The organism is Halochromatium glycolicum (assembly GCF_016584085.1).
GTDB lineage: Bacteria > Pseudomonadota > Gammaproteobacteria > Chromatiales > Chromatiaceae > Lamprobacter > Lamprobacter glycolicus.
In genome coordinates, this window is the sequence record NZ_NRSJ01000003.1 from 53,321 (window position 1) to 73,211 (window position 19,891).

Here is a 19,891-nt window from a genome sequence, read left to right on the forward strand (position 1 = left end):
GGTCTACGCCAAGAGGAATCGGGATCATGTTGGCAGAACAGCAATACGACGTCATCGTCGTCGGCGGTGGACACGCGGGCACCGAGGCTGCACTGGCCGCGTCGCGCGCGGGCGCCCAAACCCTGCTGCTGACCCATAACATCGAGACGATCGGCCAGATGAGCTGTAACCCGGCCGTCGGCGGGATCGGCAAGGGCCATCTGGTGCGCGAGATCGATGCCCTCGGCGGACTGATGGCGTATGCGACCGATCATGCCGGCATCCAGTTCCGGGTGCTCAATCGGCGCAAGGGGCCGGCGGTGCGGGCGACCCGGGCGCAGGCCGACCGCATGCTCTACCGGGGGACGGTGCGCGCGGCGGTGGAGACGGCGCCGAATCTCGACCTGTTCCAGCAGGCGGTTGACGACCTGCTGCTCGAATCGACTGGGCAGGGCGAGCGCGTCGTCGGCGTTCGCACGCAGATGGGGCTCGAGTTCCGGGCGCGGGCGGTGGTGCTGACGGTCGGCACCTTCCTCGGCGGCCGCATCCATATCGGGCTGAGCAATTATCAGGGCGGTCGAGCCGGTGATCCGCCGGCCAACGCGCTCGCGGAGCGTCTGCGCGCGATGCCGTTTCGGGTCGAGCGGCTAAAGACCGGTACACCGCCGCGGATCGCCGCGCGCAGCATCGACTATAGCCAGCTCGATGAGCAGCCGGGCGATACGCCGGTGCCGGTCTTCTCCTATCTCGGCAGCGCCGATCAGCATCCGCGGCAAATCAGCTGCCATATCGCCCGGACCACCGAACGCACCCACGAGATCATTCGCGGTGGTCTGGCGCGCTCGCCGATGTATTCGGGCGTGATCGAGAGCATCGGCCCGCGCTACTGTCCGTCGATCGAGGACAAGATCGTGCGCTTTGCCGATAAGACCTCGCATCAGATCTTCGTCGAACCCGAGGGGCTGACCAGTGGCGAGGTCTATCCGAACGGGATCTCGACCAGCCTGCCCTACGACATCCAGCATGCGCTGGTGCGCTCGATCCCCGGCTTCGAACAGGCGCATCTGACCCGTCCCGGCTATGCGATCGAGTACGATTTCTTCGATCCGCGCGATCTGGCGCCGTCGCTCGAGACCCGGTATGTCGCGGGGCTGTTCTTCGCCGGGCAGATCAACGGCACCACCGGCTATGAGGAGGCCGCCGCGCAGGGATTGCTCGCAGGCGTTAACGCAGCGCGGCAGGTCAAGGGGCTCGAGTCATGGTCGCCGCGGCGCGACGAGGCCTACCTCGGCGTGCTGGTCGATGACCTGATCACCCGCGGCACCAACGAGCCGTACCGGATGTTCACCAGCCGCGCCGAGTATCGTTTGATGCTGCGCGAGGACAATGCCGATCTGCGGCTGACCGAGACCGGGCGCCGGCTTGGACTGGTCGATGATGCGCGCTGGCAGCGGTTCGAGGTCAAGCGCGAGGCGATCGAGCGCGAGCAGCAGCGTTTGCGCGGCTGCTGGGTGCGTCCCGGAACCGAGCTTGCCGCCGAGGTCGAACGCCGCACGGGTGAGCAGATCAAGCGCGAGGTGCGGGCACTGGAGCTGCTCGCGCGGCCGGCGGTCGATTATCAGGACCTGGTCGCCTGCGAGGCGATCGGTGATCCGCTCGGGGTCGCTGCCAGCCAGACGGCCGCAGGAGGGGGGGCGCCGCCGGCACCGCAAGCCGATGCGGTCGACCCTCTGCCGCGAGGCGCGGGCGCGGCTTCGAACGAGGACGTTCAAGGCGGTGTCGCGAGTGGCGTCCGCGCGAGCGCCGCACGAGCTGCCGGCTCGGTCCATCCGGATGCACTCGCGATTGCGGAGCAGGTCCAGATCCAGGCGACCTACGGGGGCTATCTGGCACGGCAGCTGAACGAGATCGAGCGTCAGCGTGGTCAGGAGGCGCGCGTGCTGCCGGTCGATTTCGACTACGAGACGGTGCGCGGGCTCTCGGCCGAGGTGACCGAGAAGCTGCGCCGGGTGCGGCCGGCAACGGTCGGTCAGGCGGCCCGCATCCCGGGGGTGACGCCGGCGGCGGTGTCGCTGTTGTTGATCCATTTGAAGCGGTTGAGTGCGTGAGTTGGTATTGGCGCGGTGTCTGGTCCAATCTTGAGAGGATTTGCGTTGCCGAGACGAGATGAAAACGGGGTGGTCGAGCCGGCGGCGTTGCGGGCGCGGCTGGATGCGGGGCTGGCGGCGATGGGCGGCGACGGTGCGGGGCTGGATGATGCGGTTCGGGCGAGGCTGGTCGACTATGTGCGGCTGCTGGCGCATTGGAACCGCGCGTTCAATCTGACCGCGGTGCGTGATCCGGCCGCGATGGTCCCGCGTCATCTGCTCGATAGCCTTGCGGTGCTGCCTTGGGTGATACAGGGGCCGGTGCTGGACCTCGGCACCGGGGCTGGCCTGCCCGGAGTGCCCCTCGCGATCGCGCGGCCCGGGCTCGCCTTCACGCTGTTGGACAGCAACGGTAAGAAGACGCGTTTCGTGCAGCAGGCTGTGCTCGAGCTGGGGTTGACGAATGTTGAGGTGGTGCAGGAACGGCTAGAGACATACCGTCCGGCGCGCAAATTCGCTACCATTGTCGCGCGTGCGCTGGCGTCTCTGCCACAGCTCATCGCTGGCGCGCAGTCTCATGCCGCCAGTGATGGTCGTCTGTTGGCCCTGAAGGGTCGCCTGAGCGAGGATGAGCTCGCGGTGTTGAACGGATGCAACGACCATGCTGCGCCCCAGAGATCAGCAGCCGGCTTCGGCGGCAAGCAGCGCGCCGATCCCCCTTTGTGCCATTCCCTCACCGTTCCTGGAATCGACGGCGAACGGACCCTGATCGAGGTTCCCTTCGGTAGCAGTACCTATGGCTAGCATCAAAACCATTGCGATCGCCAATCAAAAGGGCGGCGTGGGCAAGACCACAACCGCGATCAATCTGGCAGCCTCGCTGGCAGCGGCGGGGCGGCGGGTGCTGCTCGTCGATATGGACCCGCAGGGCAATGCGACCATGGGGATGGGCGTCGACAAGAACGCGCTCGAGGTCACCGGTGGCGATCTCCTGATGGGCAATGCCGCGTTCGCTGACTGCGTCGTGCACCTCGAGGCCCCGGCGCAAGGTCTGGACCTGCTTCCATCCAACGGCGACATGACCGCAGCCGAGGTCGGGCTGATGCAGTCGTCGCAGCGCGAGCGGGCCTTGTCCAAGGCCCTCGCTGGCGTCTCCGATGCCTACGAGATCGTCATCGTCGACTGTCCGCCGTCGCTGAACATGCTGACCGTCAACGCGCTCGTGGCCGCGGACGGGGTGTTGATCCCGATCCAGTGCGAGTACTACGCCCTCGAGGGGCTGTCCGCCTTGCTCGAGACCATTGAGCAGATTCGCGGCAGCCGCAATGCGGCATTGCGCATCGAGGGCATCCTGCGCACGATGCATGATCCGCGCAACAACCTGGCGAATCAGGTATCGACGCAGCTCGTGACCCATTTCACCAATGAGGTCTATCGAACGATCATCCCCCGCAATGTGCGCCTGGCCGAGGCCCCCAGCCACGGCCTGCCAGCGTTACTCTATGACCGAGGGTCGCGTGGTTCGATCGCCTATCAGGCACTGGCGAGCGAGGTCTTGCGGCGTCGCGCGCGTCAGCCTGAGTCGCGACCGAGTGCCGCCTGAGCTCAGCCCTAGCCTGGAGTCTTGGCGGCGATGACCACGTCAAAGAAGAAGGGGCTCGGCCGCGGGCTCGATGCCTTGCTGGGAGGGGCTCGCGAGCTCGGTGAGCAGGACGGTAGCGAGGCCGGCGATGCCGCCTACACCGCATCCGGTGCCGGTGTGGTGACGCGGCCGGCGCAGGGCGAGGCGGTTCGCGAGCTGCCGGTCGAGCAGATCCAGCGGGGGCGCTACCAGCCTCGGCGTGGCTTCGATGAGGACCGCTTGCGTGAGCTCGCGGACTCGATTGCCGCCCAAGGCGTGATTCAGCCTGTCGTCGTGCGTCCGGTGGCGGGGGCGATGTATGAGCTGCTCGCTGGCGAGCGGCGTTGGCGAGCGAGTCAGCTCGCCGGTCTCGAGCGCATCCCGGTCGTCGTGCGCGAGGTCGATGAGCGGGCAGCGCTCGCGATTGCGCTGATCGAGAATATCCAGCGTGACGATCTCAACCCGCTGGAGGAGGCCGGGGCCTTGCAGCGGCTGCTCGATGAATTCGGTCTCAGCCACATGCAGGTCGCCGAGGCAGTGGGCAAGTCCCGCAGCTCGGTGACCAATCTGCTGCGCCTGCTCGAGCTCGAGGGGCCGGTCAAGGGGCTGGTCGAGGATGACCGCCTCGAGATGGGCCATGCGCGGGCGCTGCTCGGCCTGCGCGGCCAGGATCAGATCGACGCCGCGAATGAGGTCGTGCGACAGGGCCTCTCGGTACGCGAGACCGAACGTCTGATCCGACGCGTCCAGGCCGATGAGGAAGGGTCGCAAGGGGCCAAGCCGAAGCCCGCGCCGGACCCGAACATCCGTCGTCTCCAGGATGACCTAGCCGAGCGGCTCGGGGCGCGGGTGGCGATTCAGCACGGCGCCAAGGGTACGGGGCGCCTCGTGATCAACTACAACAGTCTCGACGAGCTCGACGGCATCCTCGCCCATATCCAGTAGCGGCGGGCCGCTGCCTGGCTCATAGGCTCGGGTCGGTGTGCCCGTGCTCATAGCCGCTCCGGCCGGTCGGTGCGATGATCTGAGCGTCGGCTCGGGCCTCGGCCGGTCACATAGGTAATCTCGATGCTCAGCATCGATAGCCTGCATCGGTATCGGCTCTGCTGCAGCCAATGAACCTGGAACTAGTTGAATTTTCAATGACTTGATTGGATGTGTGGACGCGGCAAGGGTGATGCCGACGCAGGCATTCCGGGTTTCGGCGCACCTGAATCGGTCTATCGGCGTTGACCGGTATATTCAACGGAACTTATACTTCGTCAGCTTTAGGAGGGCGGCTCATTTCATTCCGATTGGACAGCTTGACCCCGCCGGATCGTGTGCAGCTGAAACGGTTGCTGATCTGGCAGGCTGCGGTGGCAGTCATGGTCAGTGCAGCTGCAGTTCCGTTTGGGATGGACGCGTTGCTCGCCGCGGCGATTGGCGCTGGCGGCTGCCTCCTCGCGAATTGGTACTTCGCATTTCGTGTGTTCCAGCGCTACGCAGCGCAGGAGCCAGGGAGGCTGCTCGCGCGCATCTACGGCGCCGAGCTCGTCAAGATTGTCATTGTCCTTGCCGTTTTCGGCCTGGCGTTCGCCACGCTGGACGAACTGAACCCGTTGGCGCTGTTTGGCGCCTATCTCGCGGTTCAGGTCGTCCCGGCGCTGTTTGCGCAACGTCCGGATGCACGCTCGAATAGCTAAGAAGAGACCTCATCGATGGCCACTGCAGAGCTTACCGCCAGCGACTACATCCAGCACCATCTCACCAACCTGACATTGGGTTGGCTCCCGGACAAGGGGCTGGTCTTCGCCCATAACGCCGAAGAGGCTGCGGCGATGGGCTTCTGGGCGCTCCATGTCGACAGCCTGCTCTGGTCGATCGGTCTCGGTGTCCTGTTCCTGATCGGTTTTCGCAAGGTTGCCGATAGCGTTACGGCAGGCGTGCCCGGGAAGGCGCAGAACTTCATCGAGTGGATCATCGATTTCGTCAACGAAAACGTTCGGGGCTCCTTCAGTGCCAAGAACGATATGGTCGCGCCGCTCGCGCTGACCATCTTCGCCTGGGTCTTCCTGATGAACCTGATGGACCTGGTGCCGGTGGACCTGATCCCTTGGGCCTTCGGTCAGTTCATGGGGCTGTTCGGTGCTGATCCGCATCACGTCTTCATGCGTGTCGTGCCGACCACCGATCCGAACATCACCTTTGGTATGGCGATCGCGGTCTTTTTCCTGGTGCTCTACTACAGCGTCAAGATCAAGGGCGTGGGGGGCTTCGTCGGCGAGCTGACGCTGCACCCGTTCGGAAAGTTCGGCCTGCCGGCCAACCTGATCCTCGAAGGAATCAGTCTGCTATCCAAGCCGCTTTCGCTCTCGCTGCGACTGTTCGGCAACATGTACGCCGGCGAGATGATCTTCATTCTGATTGCGCTGATGTACGGCCATAACATCGTGCTCAGCCTTGGCGGCGGCGCATTGCAGCTGGCCTGGGCGATCTTCCATATCCTGATCATCACGCTGCAGGCATTCATCTTCATGGTGCTGACCATCGTCTATCTCGATATGGCGCATCAGACCGATCACTAAACCATCGCTTCACTCAACGCTCTCCTGAGGGGAAAAACAATGGAAATCGCACAAGCTCTCGTCTATGTCGCAGCCGGCCTGATGCTCGGTCTCGGTGCTATCGGCGCCGGTGTCGGTATCGGTGTCCTCGGTGGCCGTTTCCTCGAAGGCGCGGCGCGTCAGCCCGAGCTGATCCCGATGCTGCGCACCCAGTTCTTCATCGTCATGGGTCTGACCGACGCACTGCCGGTCATCGCCATCGCGATGGGCTTGTACGCGATGTTCGCACTCTGATCTCGTCTCGTCCCGGACGGACAGCACCGCTCACCGCGCGTCCCCCAACGAGGCAATAGGATGAACATCAATCTGACACTGATTAGCCAGATGATCGCATTCGCGGTCTTCGTGGCGTTCTGTATGAAGTACGTCTGGCCGCCGATCATGAAGGCGCTGGACGAGCGGGCGACCAAGATCGCCGAAGGTCTGGCTGCCGCCGAGCGCGGGCAGCAGGAGCAAGAGATCGGCCGTCAAAAGGCGCTCGAAGAGATGAAGGCGGCAAAAGAGAAGGCCGCCGAGATCGTCGCGCAGGCGCAGAAGCGCTACAACGAGGTCATGGACGAGGCCAAGCGTGATGCACAAGGCGAGGCCGATCGCATCCGCAACGCGGCCCATGCCGAGATCGAGCAGGAGACCAATCGGGCGCGCGAGGAGTTGCGTGAGCGCATGGCGACGCTTGCGGTGGCCGCCGCCGAGAAGGTCCTTGAAAAAGAGGTCGACGCCAGTGCCCATAAGGCCCTGCTCGACTCGTTCGCGAAGCAGCTTTAGGACACGCTGATGGCCGGAGACAGCACAACCATCGCGCGCCCCTACGCCGAGGCCGCCTTCGAGGTGGCCCGCGCCAGCAGTGCTCTGAATACTTGGTCCGATGCGCTGAACAGGCTCGCAGCGATCGTCGCCGATCCACAGGTCGCGTCGCAGATCGGTAATCCAAATCTCAGCGACAAGGCCTTGCTCGACCTGATCTTCGGGGTTGCGGGCGAGGGATTGAGTGCTGAGGTCCAAAACCTGGTGCGTCTGCTCGCCGAGAACGAGCGTCTCGCCGTGCTGCCTGATCTCGCGCGTCTGTTCGACGCGCGCAAGACCGCGGCCCAGGGGGTTCGACACATTCAGATTCGCAGCGCCTTCGCGCTCTCGGATGCCGAGCAGGACAGCCTGAAAGGCACGCTGAAAGGGCATTTCGGCGCCGATGTGGAGCTGACGGTGGAGCAGGACCCCTCGTTGATCGGCGGTCTCGAAGTCCGCGCCGACGACGTCGTCATCGACGGCTCGGTGCGCGGCAGGCTGCAGCAGCTGGCTAACGAATTGCAATTCTGAACTGGACACCGCCATGCAACTGAATCCCTCCGAGATCAGTGATCTCATCAAACAGAAGATCGAGCAGTTCGACATCAAGACCGAGGCCCGCGCCGAGGGAACGATCGTCAGCCTGACCGACGGCATCGTGCGCATCTACGGGCTCTCCGATGCCCAGTATTACGAGATGCTGGAGTTCCCCAACAACACCTTCGGGCTGGCGCTGAACCTGGAGCGCGATTCGGTTGGCGCGGTGATCCTGGGCGACTACACGCACCTGTCCGAGGGCGATTGGGCGCGCTGCACTGGCCGCGTGCTCGAGGTGCCGGTTGGCGAAGGATTGCTCGGCCGCGTCATCGACCCGCTCGGCAACGCGCTCGATGGCAAGGGGCCGGTCGAGGCGGCGGCGACCTCATCGATCGAGAAGATCGCTCCCGGCGTCATCGCCCGGCAGTCGGTCGATCAGCCGATGCAGACCGGCCTGAAGGCGATCGATGCGATGGTGCCGGTCGGTCGCGGTCAGCGCGAGCTGATCATCGGTGACCGTCAGACCGGCAAGACCGCGGTTGCGATCGATGCGATCATCAGCCAGAAGGGCACCGGCGTGAAGTGCATCTACGTCGCCGTCGGCCAGAAGAACTCGTCGGTCGCCGCGGTCCAGCGCAAGCTCGAAGAGTTCGGCGCGATGGAGCACACGACCATCGTCCACGCCGGTGCGTCCGATTCGGCCGCGCTGCAGTTCATCGCGCCCTATGCCGGCTGCGCGATGGGCGAGTACTTCCGCGATAAGGGCGAGGACGCGCTGATCGTCTACGACGACCTCACTAAGCAGGCCTGGGCCTACCGTCAGGTCTCGCTGCTGCTCCGCCGCCCGCCGGGCCGGGAGGCCTACCCTGGCGATGTCTTCTATCTGCACTCGCGGCTGCTCGAGCGCGCGGCGCGCATCAACGCCGATGAGGTCGAGAAGCTGACCAACGGCGAGGTCAAGGGCAAGACCGGCTCGCTGACCGCGCTGCCGATCATCGAGACCCAGGCCGGGGACGTCTCCGCCTTCGTGCCGACCAACGTGATCTCGATCACCGACGGGCAGATCTTCCTCGAGAGCGACCTGTTCAATGCCGGTATCCGCCCGGCGATCAACGCCGGTCTCTCGGTCTCGCGTGTCGGCGGCTCGGCGCAGACCAAGATCATCAAGAAGCTTGGCGGTGGTATTCGGCTCGCCCTGGCGCAGTACCGCGAGCTGGCGGCCTTCTCGCAGTTCGCGTCCGATCTCGACGAGGCCACCCGCAAACAGCTCGAGCGCGGTGAACGGGTCACCGAGCTGATGAAACAGCTGCAGTACCACCCGATGAACGTGGCCGAGATGGCGGTGTCGCTGTTCGCGGCCAATGAAGGCTATCTCGACGATGTCGAGGTCAAGAAGGTCGTCGACTTCGAGCGCGCACTGCAGAGCTATATGGCGAGCAGCCACAAGGGCCTGCTCGACGAGGTCAATGCGTCGGGCAAATACGACGATGCGGTCCAGAAGGCGCTCCACGAGGCGCTCAAGGACTTCAAGGCCAATCACACCTGGTGAGCGCTCCGCCCGGGCATGACGGCCCGGGCATGCTCGCCCCGTCGTTCGGCTCAACCGAATAAAGAGGCTCACATACGGAGCACCCCATGGCAGGCGCCAAAGAGATCCGCACCAAGATTTCGAGCATCAAGAGCACCCAGAAGATCACGGGTGCAATGGAGATGGTCGCGACCTCAAAGATGCGTAAGGCGCAGGAGCGTATGCAGGCCTCGCGTCCCTACGCCGAGAAGATGCTCCAGGTCATCCGCCACCTGGCCAAGGCATCTCCTGAATACCGGCACAGCTACATGGCCGAGCAGCGCGAGCTCAAGCGCGTCGGCTACATCATCGTCTCGTCCGACCGCGGTCTCTGCGGCGGCCTGAACAGCAACCTGTTCCGCCGGCTGATCGCGACGATGAAGGAGCAGCAAGCGCAGGGCATCGAGCCGGTCTTCTGCACCATCGGCTCCAAGGCGCTCGGCTTCTTCCGTCGCTTCGGTGGCCAGGTCGAGGCGCAGGTGACCCAACTCGGTGACAAGCCGCATATCGAGGACCTGATCGGCACCGTCAAGGTGATGCTGAACCTGTTCGAGAGCGGCGAGGTCGATGCGATCTACATCGCCTACAACGAGTTCGTCAATACGATGACCCAGCAGCCCAAGATTCGGCAGCTGGTCCCGTTGCAGGCCACCGATGATGAAGACCGGCCGACCGGGCCGATCTGGGATTACATCTACGAGCCCGATGCCCGGGTCGTGCTCGACAATCTGCTGACGCGATACATCGAGTCGCTGGTCTACCAGGCGGTGGTCGAGAATGGCGCCTGCGAGCAAGCGGCGCGTCGGGTCGCGATGAAGGCCGCATCCGACAACGCCGGCGAGCTGATCGACGAATTGCAGCTGGTCTACAACAAGGCGCGCCAGGCCGCGATCACCCAAGAGCTATCCGAGATCGTCGCCGGCGCCGCCGCCGTCGGCTAGGCCGCGCGCCGGGTCCGAACGGCAACCGAATTCAGGTTAAACACGTCCTTGCGAACAACCGCAAGACAGAATAGAGGAATCCGCTATGAGCTCCGGTAAGGTGGTGGAAATCATCGGCGCCGTTGTCGACGTCCAATTCCCGCGCGACGCAATGCCCAAGGTCTACGACGCGCTGCAGATCGACGCGAACGGACTCACCCTCGAGGTGCAACAGCAGCTCGGCGACGGCATCGTGCGCACGATCGCGATGGGCTCGACCGACGGCCTCAAGCGTGGGGTCGACGCGAGCAACACCGGTTCACCGATCTCGGTGCCGGTCGGTACCAAGACCCTCGGCCGCATCATGGACGTGCTCGGCCGCCCGATCGACGAGAAGGGCGAGGTCGGCGCCGACGAGCGCTGGCCGATCCATCGCGAGGCGCCCACGTTCGAGGAGCAGGCCGGGGCGACCGAGATCCTCGAGACCGGCATCAAGGTCATCGACCTGATCATGCCGATCGCCAAGGGCGGCAAGGTCGGGCTGTTCGGCGGCGCCGGCGTCGGTAAGACCGTGACGCTGATGGAGCTGATCCGCAACATCGGTACCGAGCATGCCGGCTATTCGGTGTTCGCCGGCGTCGGCGAGCGCACCCGCGAGGGCAACGACTTCTACCACGAGATGACCGAGTCCAACGTCCTGGACAAGGTCGCGCTGGTCTACGGTCAGATGAACGAGCCGCCCGGCAACCGCCTGCGCGTCGCGCTCACCGGCCTGACCATGGCCGAGTTCTTCCGCGACGAAGGCCGTGACGTGCTGATGTTCATCGACAACATCTACCGCTACACCCTCGCCGGCACCGAGGTCTCGGCGCTGCTCGGGCGTATGCCGTCGGCGGTGGGCTACCAGCCGACCCTGGCCTCCGAGATGGGCGCGCTGCAGGAGCGCATCACCTCGACCCACACCGGCTCGATCACCTCGTTCCAGGCCGTCTACGTGCCCGCCGACGACCTCACCGACCCGTCGCCGGCGACCACCTTCGCGCACTTGGACGCGACCCTGGTGCTCTCGCGGCAGATCGCCGAGCTCGGCATCTACCCGGCCGTGGACCCGCTGGACTCGACCAGCCGTATCCTCGACCCGAACATCGTCGGCCAGGACCACTACGACACCGCCCGCGCGGTACAGGGCACCCTGCAGCGCTACAAGGAGCTCAAGGACATCATCGCCATCCTCGGCATGGACGAGCTCTCCGAGGACGACAAGCTGATCGTCGCCCGAGCGCGCAAGATCCAGCGCTTCCTGTCGCAGCCGTTCTTCGTCGCCGAGGTCTTCACCGGTTCACCGGGCAAGTACGTCAGTCTCAAGGACACCATCGCCGGCTTCAAGGCGATCGTCAACGGCGAGTACGACGGCCTGCCCGAGCAGGCGTTCTACATGGTCGGCTCCATCGATGAGGCCGTCGCCAAAGCCGAGAGCATGTGACCGCAGAGCGGTTGCGGAGGGCCTAAATCATGGCAATGACCGTTCATGTCGACATCGTCAGCGCCGAGGGTGCGATCCACTCCGGGCTTGCATCGATGCTCTACGCTCCGGGGGAGATGGGCGAGCTCGGCATCGCCGCCCGCCACGCCCCGCTGATCACGCGGCTTAAGCCCGGGGATGTCCGGGTCGAGGACGAGCACGGCAAGCAGGAGCATTTCTATGTCTCCGGCGGCATGCTCGAGGTGCAGCCCGATATCATCACCGTGCTCGCCGACACCGCGATCCGGGCCGAGAACATCGATGAGGCCAAGGCGCTGGAGGCCAAGCGCCGTGCCGAGGACGCGCTCGCGGGCCAGACCGCCGAGTTCGAGTACGCAAAGGCCCAATCGGAGCTCGCTGAGGCGATCGCCCAGCTCCGGGCGATCGAGCGGCTGCGCAAGATGCGCTCGTCCTGATCGTTTAGGCGATTGCCGGAAAAGCTCGTACCGAATTGCGCAGGATTTTCGTTTGCCTTCGAGGAGCGTCGCCGGGAGCATAGCCGGGCTATGTGACCGGCGGCGCGACGAAGAAGGCGAGCAAAAAGACCAGCAAGGCGGTATGGGCTTTGACAGAAATCGCCTTAGAAGACCGCCTGGATCAGACCGCGACACCCCCGCCGAAGTGCGGGGGTGTCGCGTTTTGGCCCGGGCGTTCTTGTACCCGCTCCACAGCCAAGTCCAGTCTGGCTTGGCTGGGGTATCATCAGGGCCATGGTGGTTTGGCCGGGTCGGTATTGCTGCGGCTAGCCGGGACGAATCAGCGAACATCAGCCCGGTTAAGGTCTTGCTGTGAACGCCTGACAGGTCCGGCTTGGATGGGTGGTAGTTGGCTTTTCTCTGACTGACGAGGACGCATCGATGAAGCTGGGTGTCGTCATTCTCGCCGCCGGTAAAGGGACACGCATGCGGTCGGCGTTGCCGAAGGTGCTCCATCCGCTGGCGGGGAGGCCCCTGTTGGGGCATGTGCTGGATGCCGCGGCCGCCTTGGGGGCGGCGCGTGTCTGTGTCGTCTATGGGCACGGCGGTGCCCAGGTTCCCGAGGCCTTTCCCCAGAGCAAGGCGCACTGGATCGAACAGGCTGAGCGGCTCGGCACGGGGCATGCGGTGATGCAGGCGATGCCGGGGCTGTCCGAGATGGACCGAGTGCTCGTGCTCTACGGTGATGTGCCGCTGATCGAGCCTGAGACGCTCAACCGGCTCGTCGATGACACGGCGGACACCCAACTCGGTCTGTTGACCATGGAGCTGGATGATCCGACGGGCTATGGCCGCATCGTCCGCGACAAGAGCGGACGGGTGCTGCGCATCGTCGAGCAGAAGGATGCGAGCACGGCCGAACGGGCGATTACCGAGGTCAACACTGGGATCATCGTTGCTGATCGGTCGAGTCTGGACACCTGGCTTGGCCGAATCGATGACAATAATGTCCAACGCGAGTATTACCTTACCGATGTGATCGGTCTTGCAGTGGGTGAGGGCGTCGAGGTCGCGACCACGGCGCCGGAGACCCTCGAAGAGGTTGCCGGCGTCAACGATCGCGCCCAGCTCGCCGCGCTCGAACGCCACTATCAACACGGCCTTGCGACGAAGCTGATGCACGGCGGCACCACCCTGGCCGACCCCGGCCGGCTCGATGTGCGCGGTTCCCTGAGCTGCGACCAGGATGTCTTCCTCGACGTCAACCTCGTCTGCGAAGGGCGGGTGCGCATCGGGGCCAACTGCCGGATCGGACCGAACTGCATCCTCAAGGACTGTACGCTCGGCGCCGGCGTTGAGGTGCTGGCGAATTCGGTCATTGAGGGTGCGTCGGTCGGACCCGGCGCGCGGATCGGCCCGTTCGCGCGGCTGCGGCCGGAGGCGGAGATCGCCGAGGAGTGCCATATCGGCAACTTCGTCGAGGTCAAGAAGGCCCGTATCGCGGCCGGTAGCAAGGTCAATCACCTGAGCTATGTCGGCGATGCCGAGATCGGGGCTGGCGTCAACGTCGGCGCTGGCACCATCACCTGCAACTATGATGGCGCCAACAAGCACCGCACGGTGATCGGCGACGGCGCCTTCATCGGCTCGAACACCGCCTTGGTGGCCCCGGTCGAGGTGGGGGCGGGTGCGACGATCGGCGCCGGCTCGGTCATCAATCGCGATGCGCCAGCCGAGCGCCTGACCCTGACGCGCGCTCGGCAAACGACGATCGACGATTGGCAGCGGCCGAAGAAACGATGACGGGCGCGCCCGGCGTCAGCGCCGCTGGGCTTGACTGCACGTGCCCGGCGTACGTGCGGATCTCAGATTAGACGCAAGGGGGTCACGAGATGTGCGGCATCGTTGGTGCTATTGCCCATCGGCCGGTTGCGCCGATCCTGCTCGAGGGGCTCAAGCGCCTCGAATACCGCGGCTATGATTCGGCCGGACTCGCGGTCATCGGCCCGGAGGGGCCGATCGGTCGGCTGCGTACGCTTGGGAAGGTCTCGAAGCTCAGCGAGGCGGTGGACAGTCACCCGCTTCCCGGCACGCTCGGAATCGCCCATACGCGCTGGGCGACCCACGGCGAGCCATCGACTGCCAACGCGCACCCGCACATGGCGCGTGAACGCTGCGCCATCGTCCACAACGGTATCATCGAGAATCACGAGCCACTGCGGCGCGAGCAGCTCGAGCAGGGCCATCGCTTCACCTCGCAGACCGATACCGAGGTCATCGTCCATGCCATCTACGACGAGCTCGATGCAGGGCATGACCTGACCGAGGCGGTGCGCCGCACTGTCGGTCGGCTCGAGGGCGCCTATGCCCTCGGTGTGATCGACCGCCAGACCCCGGATCGGATGCTCGCGGCGCGCCAAGGCAGCCCGCTGGTGATCGGTGTTGGCTTCCAGGAGCACTTCATCGCCTCCGACGTCTTCGCCCTGCTCCCGGTCACCAACCGTTTCATCTTCCTCGAGGAAGGCGACATCGCCGAGCTGGGGCGCGAACAGCTGACGATCTGGGACGCCCAAGGCGAGATCGTCGAGCGGCCGGTGCGGACCTCGACGGTCGCGGCCGACTCGACCGAGCGCGGTCGTTTCCGGCATTTCATGCAGAAGGAGATCTTTGAGCAGCCGCGGGCGATCACCGACACCCTCGAAGGCCGCCTCAGCGCCGACGGCGTGCTGCCCGAGGCATTCGGTGTCGATGCCGAGGCGGTCTTTGCCGAGACTCGGGCGGTCACCATCGTCGCCTGCGGCACGAGCTTCCACGCCGGTCTGGTCGCCCGCTACTGGATCGAAGCACTCGTGGGCATCCCGTGCAATGTCGAGGTCGCAAGCGAGTACCGCTACCGTCAGCAGGTGGTGCCACCGAGTTCGCTGTTCGTCACCATCTCCCAGTCCGGCGAGACGGCCGATACCTTGGCCGCATTGCGCATCGCCAAGGAGAGCGGCTATGCGACGACACTGGCGATTTGCAACGTCCCCGAGAGCAGCCTGGTGCGGGAATCCGACCTGGTGCTCCTGACCCGCGCCGGTCCGGAGATCGGCGTCGCCTCGACCAAGGCCTTCACGACCCAGCTCGTCGCGCTCCTACTGCTGACGCTGACGCTCGCCCGCCTGCATCGCACGGCGCCGGGCGACGACAGTGCCAGCGTCGCATTGCTGCGCTCGCTGCCTGCGCAGCTCGAGCGCGTGCTCGCGCTCGATGAGACCGTCGCTGTGCTGGCTGAGCGCTTCGTCGAGAAACACCATTGCCTGTTCCTCGGCCGCGGCGAGGCCTATCCGATCGCAATGGAGGGGGCGCTCAAGCTCAAGGAGATCTCCTACATCCACGCCGAGGCCTATCCAGCCGGTGAGCTCAAGCATGGCCCACTGGCGTTGATCGACGAGGACATGCCGGTCGTCGTGGTCGCGCCCAACAACGCGCTGCTCGAGAAGCTCAAGTCCAACCTCGAGGAGGTGCGCGCCCGCGGCGGCGAGCTTTACGTCTTCGCCGACGACCAGGTCCCGTTCCAGGAGGACCCGGACGTCACCATCATCCGCGTCCCCGAGACCGACGACCTGATCGATCCGCTGGTGTTCACGATTCCATTGCAGCTACTGGCCTACCATGTCGCCGTGCTCAAGGGGACCGACGTCGATCAGCCACGCAATCTGGCGAAATCGGTCACGGTCGAGTAGGGTCCGTGATCGCCCCTGCGCGACCGGCTAGCTGACGGCCGAGCCCTGTTCCGCTGAGCGAAAAGGCTCGATCGAAACCGCCGTTTGACGCGCGTTGTGCGGGCTCGTACAAGCCAGCGGAGATCCCGAGACCGATTGTCGCTGTCCCCAATGGTCGTGGGGTAGGAGCCCGCTTGCGGGCGATCTTCGCCGCCGTGAGCGCGGCCTGCTCGCCCGCAGGCGGGCTCCTACAGCGCTGAGAGCCAGATGGCAGGAAAAGGGTCTCGGCCTTTCTGACGCGATGCACTTGCCGGGCATGTTGATAGGGTCTCTAAACCGCGTCCAGAGACAGAAACGTCATTCTTCCGCGGCAGGCGCGGTCAAAATTGCACATCTCAAACTGGACGCAGTGTAGAGGCCAAAGGTCCGGATTCCTGCGCACCGCGATCGTTTCAGTCGGCCCATCCCGCGGTTCCTTTGCGTTGCTGCAGATACCGCTCGAGCGCATCGGCGTCCAGCGGCCTTGAAAAGAGGTAGCCCTGTCCGGTATGGCAGCCTTCGCGGATCAGGAAATCGAGCTGCTCGTCGGTTTCGATGCCTTCCGCGAGCACCTCGAGCGAGAGGCTGCGCGCGAGTCCGATAACGGCCTTGGCGATGGCGACGTCGTTGGGGTCATGGGGGAGGTCCGAGACGAACGATTGGTCGACCTTGAGCTTGGTCAGCGGCAGCGAGCGCAGATAGCTCAGCGATGAATAGCCGGTGCCGAAGTCGTCGACGGCGATCCTGGCCCCGAGCTTGCGCAGTTGCGCCAAGCGCCGGGCGGCCAGCTCGGGCGCCTGCAACATGATGGACTCGGTGATCTCGAGCTCGAGCGATCCAGGGCGCAAGCTGCTGTCTTCGAGCGCGGCATGCACCATCTCGATCATGTCGTCTTGATCGAACTGCTTGACCGAGAGGTTGACGCTGACAATCGCGCTTTCGGTCATCAGGCCGGCCGTCTGCCATCGTTGCATCTGGCGGGTTGCCTCATACAGCACCCACTCCCCGATCCCGAGGATGCTCCCGGATTCCTCGGCGAGCGGGATGAAACGGGCAGGCGAAACCAGGCCCATTTCGGGGTGCTGCCAGCGCACGAGCGCCTCGACCCCGCAAACCCCACCGCTCGCAAGGTCGAACTGCGGCTGATAGTGCAGGATCAGCTCGCCGTGGACGACGGCCTGATGCAGGCTTGCCTCGAGCAGGATGCGCTCGAAGGCCTTGGCCGTGAGATCCTGAGAATAGTATTGATAGGTATTCCGGCCTTCCTCCTTGGCGCGGTGCAGGGCAGCGTCGGCATTGCGGACCAGCTCGTCCACGCTGTCGCCGTGCTCTGGGTAGAGGCTCAGACCGATGCAGGCACCGAGGAAGAGTCTATGGCCCTGCACCTTGAACGACTCCGCGAACAGGCCGAGGATCTTACGCGCGACCAGCGCGGCATCGGAATCCTGCTTCAGCTCGGTGAGGATGATCGCGAACTCGTCGCTGCCCATCCGGGCTAGGGTGTCGTCCTCACGGAAGATCGTTCGAAGTCGCTTGGCAACGGAGCGCAGGACCTCGTCGCCGTAGTTGTGATCGAAGCTGTCGTTGATGTGCTTGAAGCGATCCAGGTCGATGAAGAGCACGGCCAGCTTGGTGCCACGTCTGTGCGCACGACGGATCCCCTGGCTGAGACGGTCCGCGAACAGAAGCCGGTTCGGTAGCCCGGTCAGGGTGTCGTGCTGGACCAGGTGCGCATAACTGAGATCCTTCTCCCGTAGCTGCTCCACGAGTGCGAGCTGCTCGGTGATGTCACGCGAGGACTCGATGATTCCAATGAGCGCACGCCGCTCGTCGCGCAGTGGGGTCGCAACCATCTTGAGCGTCCTTTGCTCACCGTTGCGGCCGTTATGGGTATGGATGACCCGGCAGGTGCGGCCCGTGCTCAGGACCTCCTGCAACGGACAGGGGTGCTCCGTGCCCGAGCAGGGCTGCTCGCTGTGGTGCGAGACCTGGTGGCACTTGAGGCAACTGGTATCGAGCTGAACGACGGCGCTGGCTTGGCGCGCGACGCGATTCATCCGTAAGACCGTGTAGTCTCTCGCGATGACCAGAATCGGGTCATCGATGCCATCCATGACGTTCTGCAGAAACGCCCGCTCGGCCTCCAATGCCTGCCGGGCACGCTTTCGCTCGCTGATGTCGCGCGCGACACCGAGCCCCATCCAGCGCTCGCCTTGGCGCATCGCCGACAGCGACAACTCGATCGGTAGCAGCGTGCCGTTCTTGTGTCTGGCCTCCACCTCCAAGGTCTTGCCGATGGCTGATCCCTCGCCGGTCTGCGCGAATTGGGCGAGCCCGTACCGTGCTGCTCTCTCGTGATGCTCGGGCGCTAGGAGGGCATGGAGCGGCTGTCCGAGTGCCTCCGCGGCGCTGTAGCCGAAGAGCTGCTCGGCAGCGGGGTTCCAGATCCGGATCTCGTCGGTTGCGGCGTCGGTGACGACAAAGGCGTCACGGATGCTGTCGAGCGCAATCCGGAATTGCTGGTCACGGAGTGCGATCGCGCTCGCCATGCGATTGAATGACTGCGCCACCTCCGCCAACTCGTCCTGCCCGGTCGTTGGGAGCCGCGCTGAGTAGTCGCCCCGCTCGAGGGCGGCAATACCGGACTGGATTCGCCGAAGCCGGCCGATGACGAGGTATTGCAGCAGGGCGCCGCCGACGATGAAGAGGATCAGAAAGATCAGGGCGTGATCGCGCAGTCTGGTAGGAAAGCCAGCGTCTGTCTGCTCCTCGGCCTGGACGGCTCCGGGCACATCTTGTTGCGACGAACGGTAATGATCCAGCTGCACGGCCAGGAAGCCCGCCAGCACTGCCACTCCGGTCGCGAGCCAGATCTTGAGCTGAAGGCGCGATAGCCGCGGACGCTTGCGCTGATTCCCGTCAGGCGGCTTAGCCGCGGGCGGCGAGGTCCTGCGATGAAAGCTCGGGGTGCTCATGCCCAGGCGGTCGCGAGCGACTCGGACGGCACGGGTCTACCGAACAGAAAGCCCTGTACCTCGGAGCAGCCGACCTGACGCAGGCAATCGGCTTGCTCCTGGGTCTCGACACCTCCAGCCAACATCTCCAGCCCGAGACGGTCGCCCAATGCGAAGATGGCACGCACGATGACGTCGTCATCGCTGTCATGGGTGAGGTTTTCGACACAGGAGGCGTTGATCTTGAGCCGGTTCAGCGGCAGCCGTTTGAGGTAGGCCAATGACGAGTAACCTGTGCCGAGATCGTCGACCGCCAGGGGGATGCCCAGTGCCCTGAGTTCCTGCAAGGTGCCCATCGAGTGCTAGGGGCGGTGCATGATCGCCGATTCAGTGATCTTGAGGGCCTGTCGGTCGAGGGTCTCTCGGGGCGCTTGACCGGCAGGCTCCTGGATCGATTCCGCAGGGATTGCCGCGGAATCAGCTCTGTTGGCAGCCCGGGCAGTTCGAGGCATCGTTTGCTCCTCTCTCGCGCTGGCTTGGATTGCGGTGAGTAGTTCCGATACCCGGAACGGCTTCGCAAGGCAGGTTTCGGCCCCAGCCTCTAGGATGCGTGTCCGGTTCTCGGGGCTGTCATAGCCGGTCATTGCGATGATGCGTATATGCCTGGTCTCCGGGTCTTGGCGTAAGCGCTTGCAGATCGCGAAGCCGTCGACACCCGGCAGCATCAGGTCCAATAGGACCAGGTGGGGCCGAAAGCGCTGGAGCCGGCGACCCGCCTCGAAGCCTTCATAGGCATGCTCGATCTCGGGTGCAGGCTCGAGTGTCTCCAGGGCTTCGTTCAGGAAGGAGGCGAACTGTGGATCGTCTTCGACCACCAGGATGCGCATCGTCTTGCACGATACGTCCGATTGCTTCATTCCGTGACGTTCAGCGAAATCCTCGAGCTCGATGGAATCGAATCGGCGATGCCCGCCGGGCGTGGTATGGGCCAGTAGCTTGCCTTGGCGTGCCCAGAGACGGAGCGTAACAGGCGATACGCCCAATCGCTGCGCGGCCTGGCTAGGCGTTAGGAGGTCATTCTTGGTCATGTCCCTGATCTCCGGGGGTGACCGGCGCAAGGCCCTTGATGATCTTAGTATATCGCTTTTATCGATTT

Annotated in this window: 18 protein-coding genes; 15 read left to right on the forward strand and 3 right to left on the reverse strand. The window is 64.6% G+C overall.

All coding sequences use genetic code 11. The features are described 5' to 3' along the window. The first annotated feature begins 26 nt into the window (after positions 1-26). From mnmG to glmS, 15 genes are all read left to right on the forward strand, one after another. Entirely contained in the window at positions 27-2,087 is a 2,061-nt protein-coding gene (gene mnmG, locus CKO40_RS02535) for a tRNA uridine-5-carboxymethylaminomethyl(34) synthesis enzyme MnmG (RefSeq protein ID WP_200344446.1), read from the forward strand. Between the two features lie 45 nt (positions 2,088-2,132). Continuing rightward, entirely contained in the window at positions 2,133-2,870 is a 738-nt protein-coding gene (rsmG, locus tag CKO40_RS02540) for a 16S rRNA (guanine(527)-N(7))-methyltransferase RsmG (RefSeq protein WP_242476744.1), read from the forward strand. Next, on the forward strand, positions 2,863-3,669 hold the full coding sequence (locus CKO40_RS02545; protein WP_200344448.1) for a ParA family protein: 807 nt from the start codon (positions 2,863-2,865) through the stop codon (positions 3,667-3,669). Before rsmG ends, CKO40_RS02545 begins: the two co-directional genes overlap by 8 nt. A gap of 30 nt (positions 3,670-3,699) precedes the next feature. After that, positions 3,700-4,632 carry a ParB/RepB/Spo0J family partition protein gene (locus tag CKO40_RS02550; protein ID WP_200344450.1) on the forward strand — a complete coding sequence of 311 codons (933 nt, stop codon included), beginning with the start codon at positions 3,700-3,702 and terminating at the stop codon, positions 4,630-4,632. Positions 4,633-5,024: 392 nt separating this feature from the next. Next, entirely contained in the window at positions 5,025-5,372 is a 348-nt protein-coding gene (locus CKO40_RS02555; RefSeq protein ID WP_242476745.1) for an ATP synthase subunit I, read from the forward strand. A gap of 15 nt (positions 5,373-5,387) precedes the next feature. Beyond that, entirely contained in the window at positions 5,388-6,254 is an 867-nt protein-coding gene (atpB, locus tag CKO40_RS02560; protein ID WP_200344452.1) for a F0F1 ATP synthase subunit A, read from the forward strand. A 39-nt stretch (positions 6,255-6,293) separates the two neighbouring features. Then, positions 6,294-6,527 carry a F0F1 ATP synthase subunit C gene (gene atpE / locus CKO40_RS02565; protein ID WP_200344455.1) on the forward strand — a complete coding sequence of 78 codons (234 nt, stop codon included), beginning with the start codon at positions 6,294-6,296 and terminating at the stop codon, positions 6,525-6,527. Between the two features lie 60 nt (positions 6,528-6,587). Continuing rightward, positions 6,588-7,058 (forward strand): F0F1 ATP synthase subunit B, encoded by a 471-nt coding sequence (locus CKO40_RS02570; RefSeq protein ID WP_200344457.1) that lies wholly within the window; start codon positions 6,588-6,590, stop codon positions 7,056-7,058. A gap of 9 nt (positions 7,059-7,067) precedes the next feature. After that, positions 7,068-7,607: a F0F1 ATP synthase subunit delta gene (locus tag CKO40_RS02575; RefSeq protein WP_200344459.1), complete on the forward strand. Its 540-nt coding sequence runs from the start codon at positions 7,068-7,070 to the stop codon at positions 7,605-7,607. A gap of 13 nt (positions 7,608-7,620) precedes the next feature. After that, positions 7,621-9,162, forward strand: a complete 1,542-nt coding sequence (gene atpA, locus CKO40_RS02580; protein ID WP_200344461.1) for a F0F1 ATP synthase subunit alpha — start codon at positions 7,621-7,623, stop codon at positions 9,160-9,162. Positions 9,163-9,248: 86 nt separating this feature from the next. Then, on the forward strand, positions 9,249-10,121 hold the full coding sequence (gene atpG, locus CKO40_RS02585) for a F0F1 ATP synthase subunit gamma (RefSeq protein WP_200344463.1): 873 nt from the start codon (positions 9,249-9,251) through the stop codon (positions 10,119-10,121). A gap of 85 nt (positions 10,122-10,206) precedes the next feature. Then, positions 10,207-11,583: a F0F1 ATP synthase subunit beta gene (gene atpD / locus CKO40_RS02590; protein WP_200344464.1), complete on the forward strand. Its 1,377-nt coding sequence runs from the start codon at positions 10,207-10,209 to the stop codon at positions 11,581-11,583. Between the two features lie 29 nt (positions 11,584-11,612). Next, positions 11,613-12,038 carry a F0F1 ATP synthase subunit epsilon gene (locus CKO40_RS02595; RefSeq protein WP_200344466.1) on the forward strand — a complete coding sequence of 142 codons (426 nt, stop codon included), beginning with the start codon at positions 11,613-11,615 and terminating at the stop codon, positions 12,036-12,038. Positions 12,039-12,479: 441 nt separating this feature from the next. Continuing rightward, positions 12,480-13,841, forward strand: coding sequence for a bifunctional UDP-N-acetylglucosamine diphosphorylase/glucosamine-1-phosphate N-acetyltransferase GlmU (gene glmU, locus CKO40_RS02600; protein ID WP_200344468.1), 1,362 nt, complete (start codon positions 12,480-12,482; stop codon positions 13,839-13,841). Between the two features lie 89 nt (positions 13,842-13,930). Next, entirely contained in the window at positions 13,931-15,763 is a 1,833-nt protein-coding gene (gene glmS / locus CKO40_RS02605; RefSeq protein ID WP_200344470.1) for a glutamine--fructose-6-phosphate transaminase (isomerizing), read from the forward strand. 431 nt (positions 15,764-16,194) lie between these two features. Here the strand turns inward: glmS and CKO40_RS02610 are convergent, their stop codons facing one another. From CKO40_RS02610 to CKO40_RS02620, 3 genes are read right to left on the reverse strand one after another with little or no spacing between them, the layout of a single operon-like run. Continuing rightward, the gene (locus CKO40_RS02610) at positions 16,195-18,756 is read right to left on the reverse strand and encodes a bifunctional diguanylate cyclase/phosphodiesterase (RefSeq protein WP_200344472.1); all 2,562 of its coding nucleotides are present in this window, start codon (positions 18,754-18,756) and stop codon (positions 16,195-16,197) included. Further along, complete coding sequence (locus tag CKO40_RS02615; protein ID WP_207173343.1) at positions 18,753-19,082, reverse strand: EAL domain-containing protein; 330 nt, start codon at positions 19,080-19,082, stop codon at positions 18,753-18,755. The genes CKO40_RS02610 and CKO40_RS02615 overlap by 4 nt, the downstream gene beginning before the upstream one ends. 15 nt (positions 19,083-19,097) lie before the next feature. Next, the gene (locus tag CKO40_RS02620) at positions 19,098-19,823 is read right to left on the reverse strand and encodes a response regulator (protein ID WP_200344476.1); all 726 of its coding nucleotides are present in this window, start codon (positions 19,821-19,823) and stop codon (positions 19,098-19,100) included. Between the last annotated feature and the right edge of the window lie 68 nt (positions 19,824-19,891).

Excerpts from the sequence above, each read along its gene's own strand:
- mnmG (WP_200344446.1), top strand. The coding sequence starts at position 27 with ATGTTGGCAGAACAGCAATACGACGTCATCGTCGTCGGCGGTGGACAC.
- CKO40_RS02545 (WP_200344448.1), top strand. The coding sequence starts at position 2,863 with ATGGCTAGCATCAAAACCATTGCGATCGCCAATCAAAAGGGCGGCGTG.
- CKO40_RS02550 (WP_200344450.1), top strand. The coding sequence starts at position 3,700 with ATGACCACGTCAAAGAAGAAGGGGCTCGGCCGCGGGCTCGATGCCTTG.
- atpB (WP_200344452.1), top strand. The coding sequence starts at position 5,388 with ATGGCCACTGCAGAGCTTACCGCCAGCGACTACATCCAGCACCATCTC.
- atpE (WP_200344455.1), top strand. The coding sequence starts at position 6,294 with ATGGAAATCGCACAAGCTCTCGTCTATGTCGCAGCCGGCCTGATGCTC.
- CKO40_RS02570 (WP_200344457.1), top strand. The coding sequence starts at position 6,588 with ATGAACATCAATCTGACACTGATTAGCCAGATGATCGCATTCGCGGTC.
- CKO40_RS02575 (WP_200344459.1), top strand. The coding sequence starts at position 7,068 with ATGGCCGGAGACAGCACAACCATCGCGCGCCCCTACGCCGAGGCCGCC.
- atpA (WP_200344461.1), top strand. The coding sequence starts at position 7,621 with ATGCAACTGAATCCCTCCGAGATCAGTGATCTCATCAAACAGAAGATC.
- atpG (WP_200344463.1), top strand. The coding sequence starts at position 9,249 with ATGGCAGGCGCCAAAGAGATCCGCACCAAGATTTCGAGCATCAAGAGC.
- atpD (WP_200344464.1), top strand. The coding sequence starts at position 10,207 with ATGAGCTCCGGTAAGGTGGTGGAAATCATCGGCGCCGTTGTCGACGTC.
- CKO40_RS02595 (WP_200344466.1), top strand. The coding sequence starts at position 11,613 with ATGGCAATGACCGTTCATGTCGACATCGTCAGCGCCGAGGGTGCGATC.
- glmU (WP_200344468.1), top strand. The coding sequence starts at position 12,480 with ATGAAGCTGGGTGTCGTCATTCTCGCCGCCGGTAAAGGGACACGCATG.
- glmS (WP_200344470.1), top strand. The coding sequence starts at position 13,931 with ATGTGCGGCATCGTTGGTGCTATTGCCCATCGGCCGGTTGCGCCGATC.
- CKO40_RS02610 (WP_200344472.1), bottom strand. The coding sequence starts at position 18,756 with ATGAGCACCCCGAGCTTTCATCGCAGGACCTCGCCGCCCGCGGCTAAG.
- CKO40_RS02620 (WP_200344476.1), bottom strand. The coding sequence starts at position 19,823 with ATGACCAAGAATGACCTCCTAACGCCTAGCCAGGCCGCGCAGCGATTG.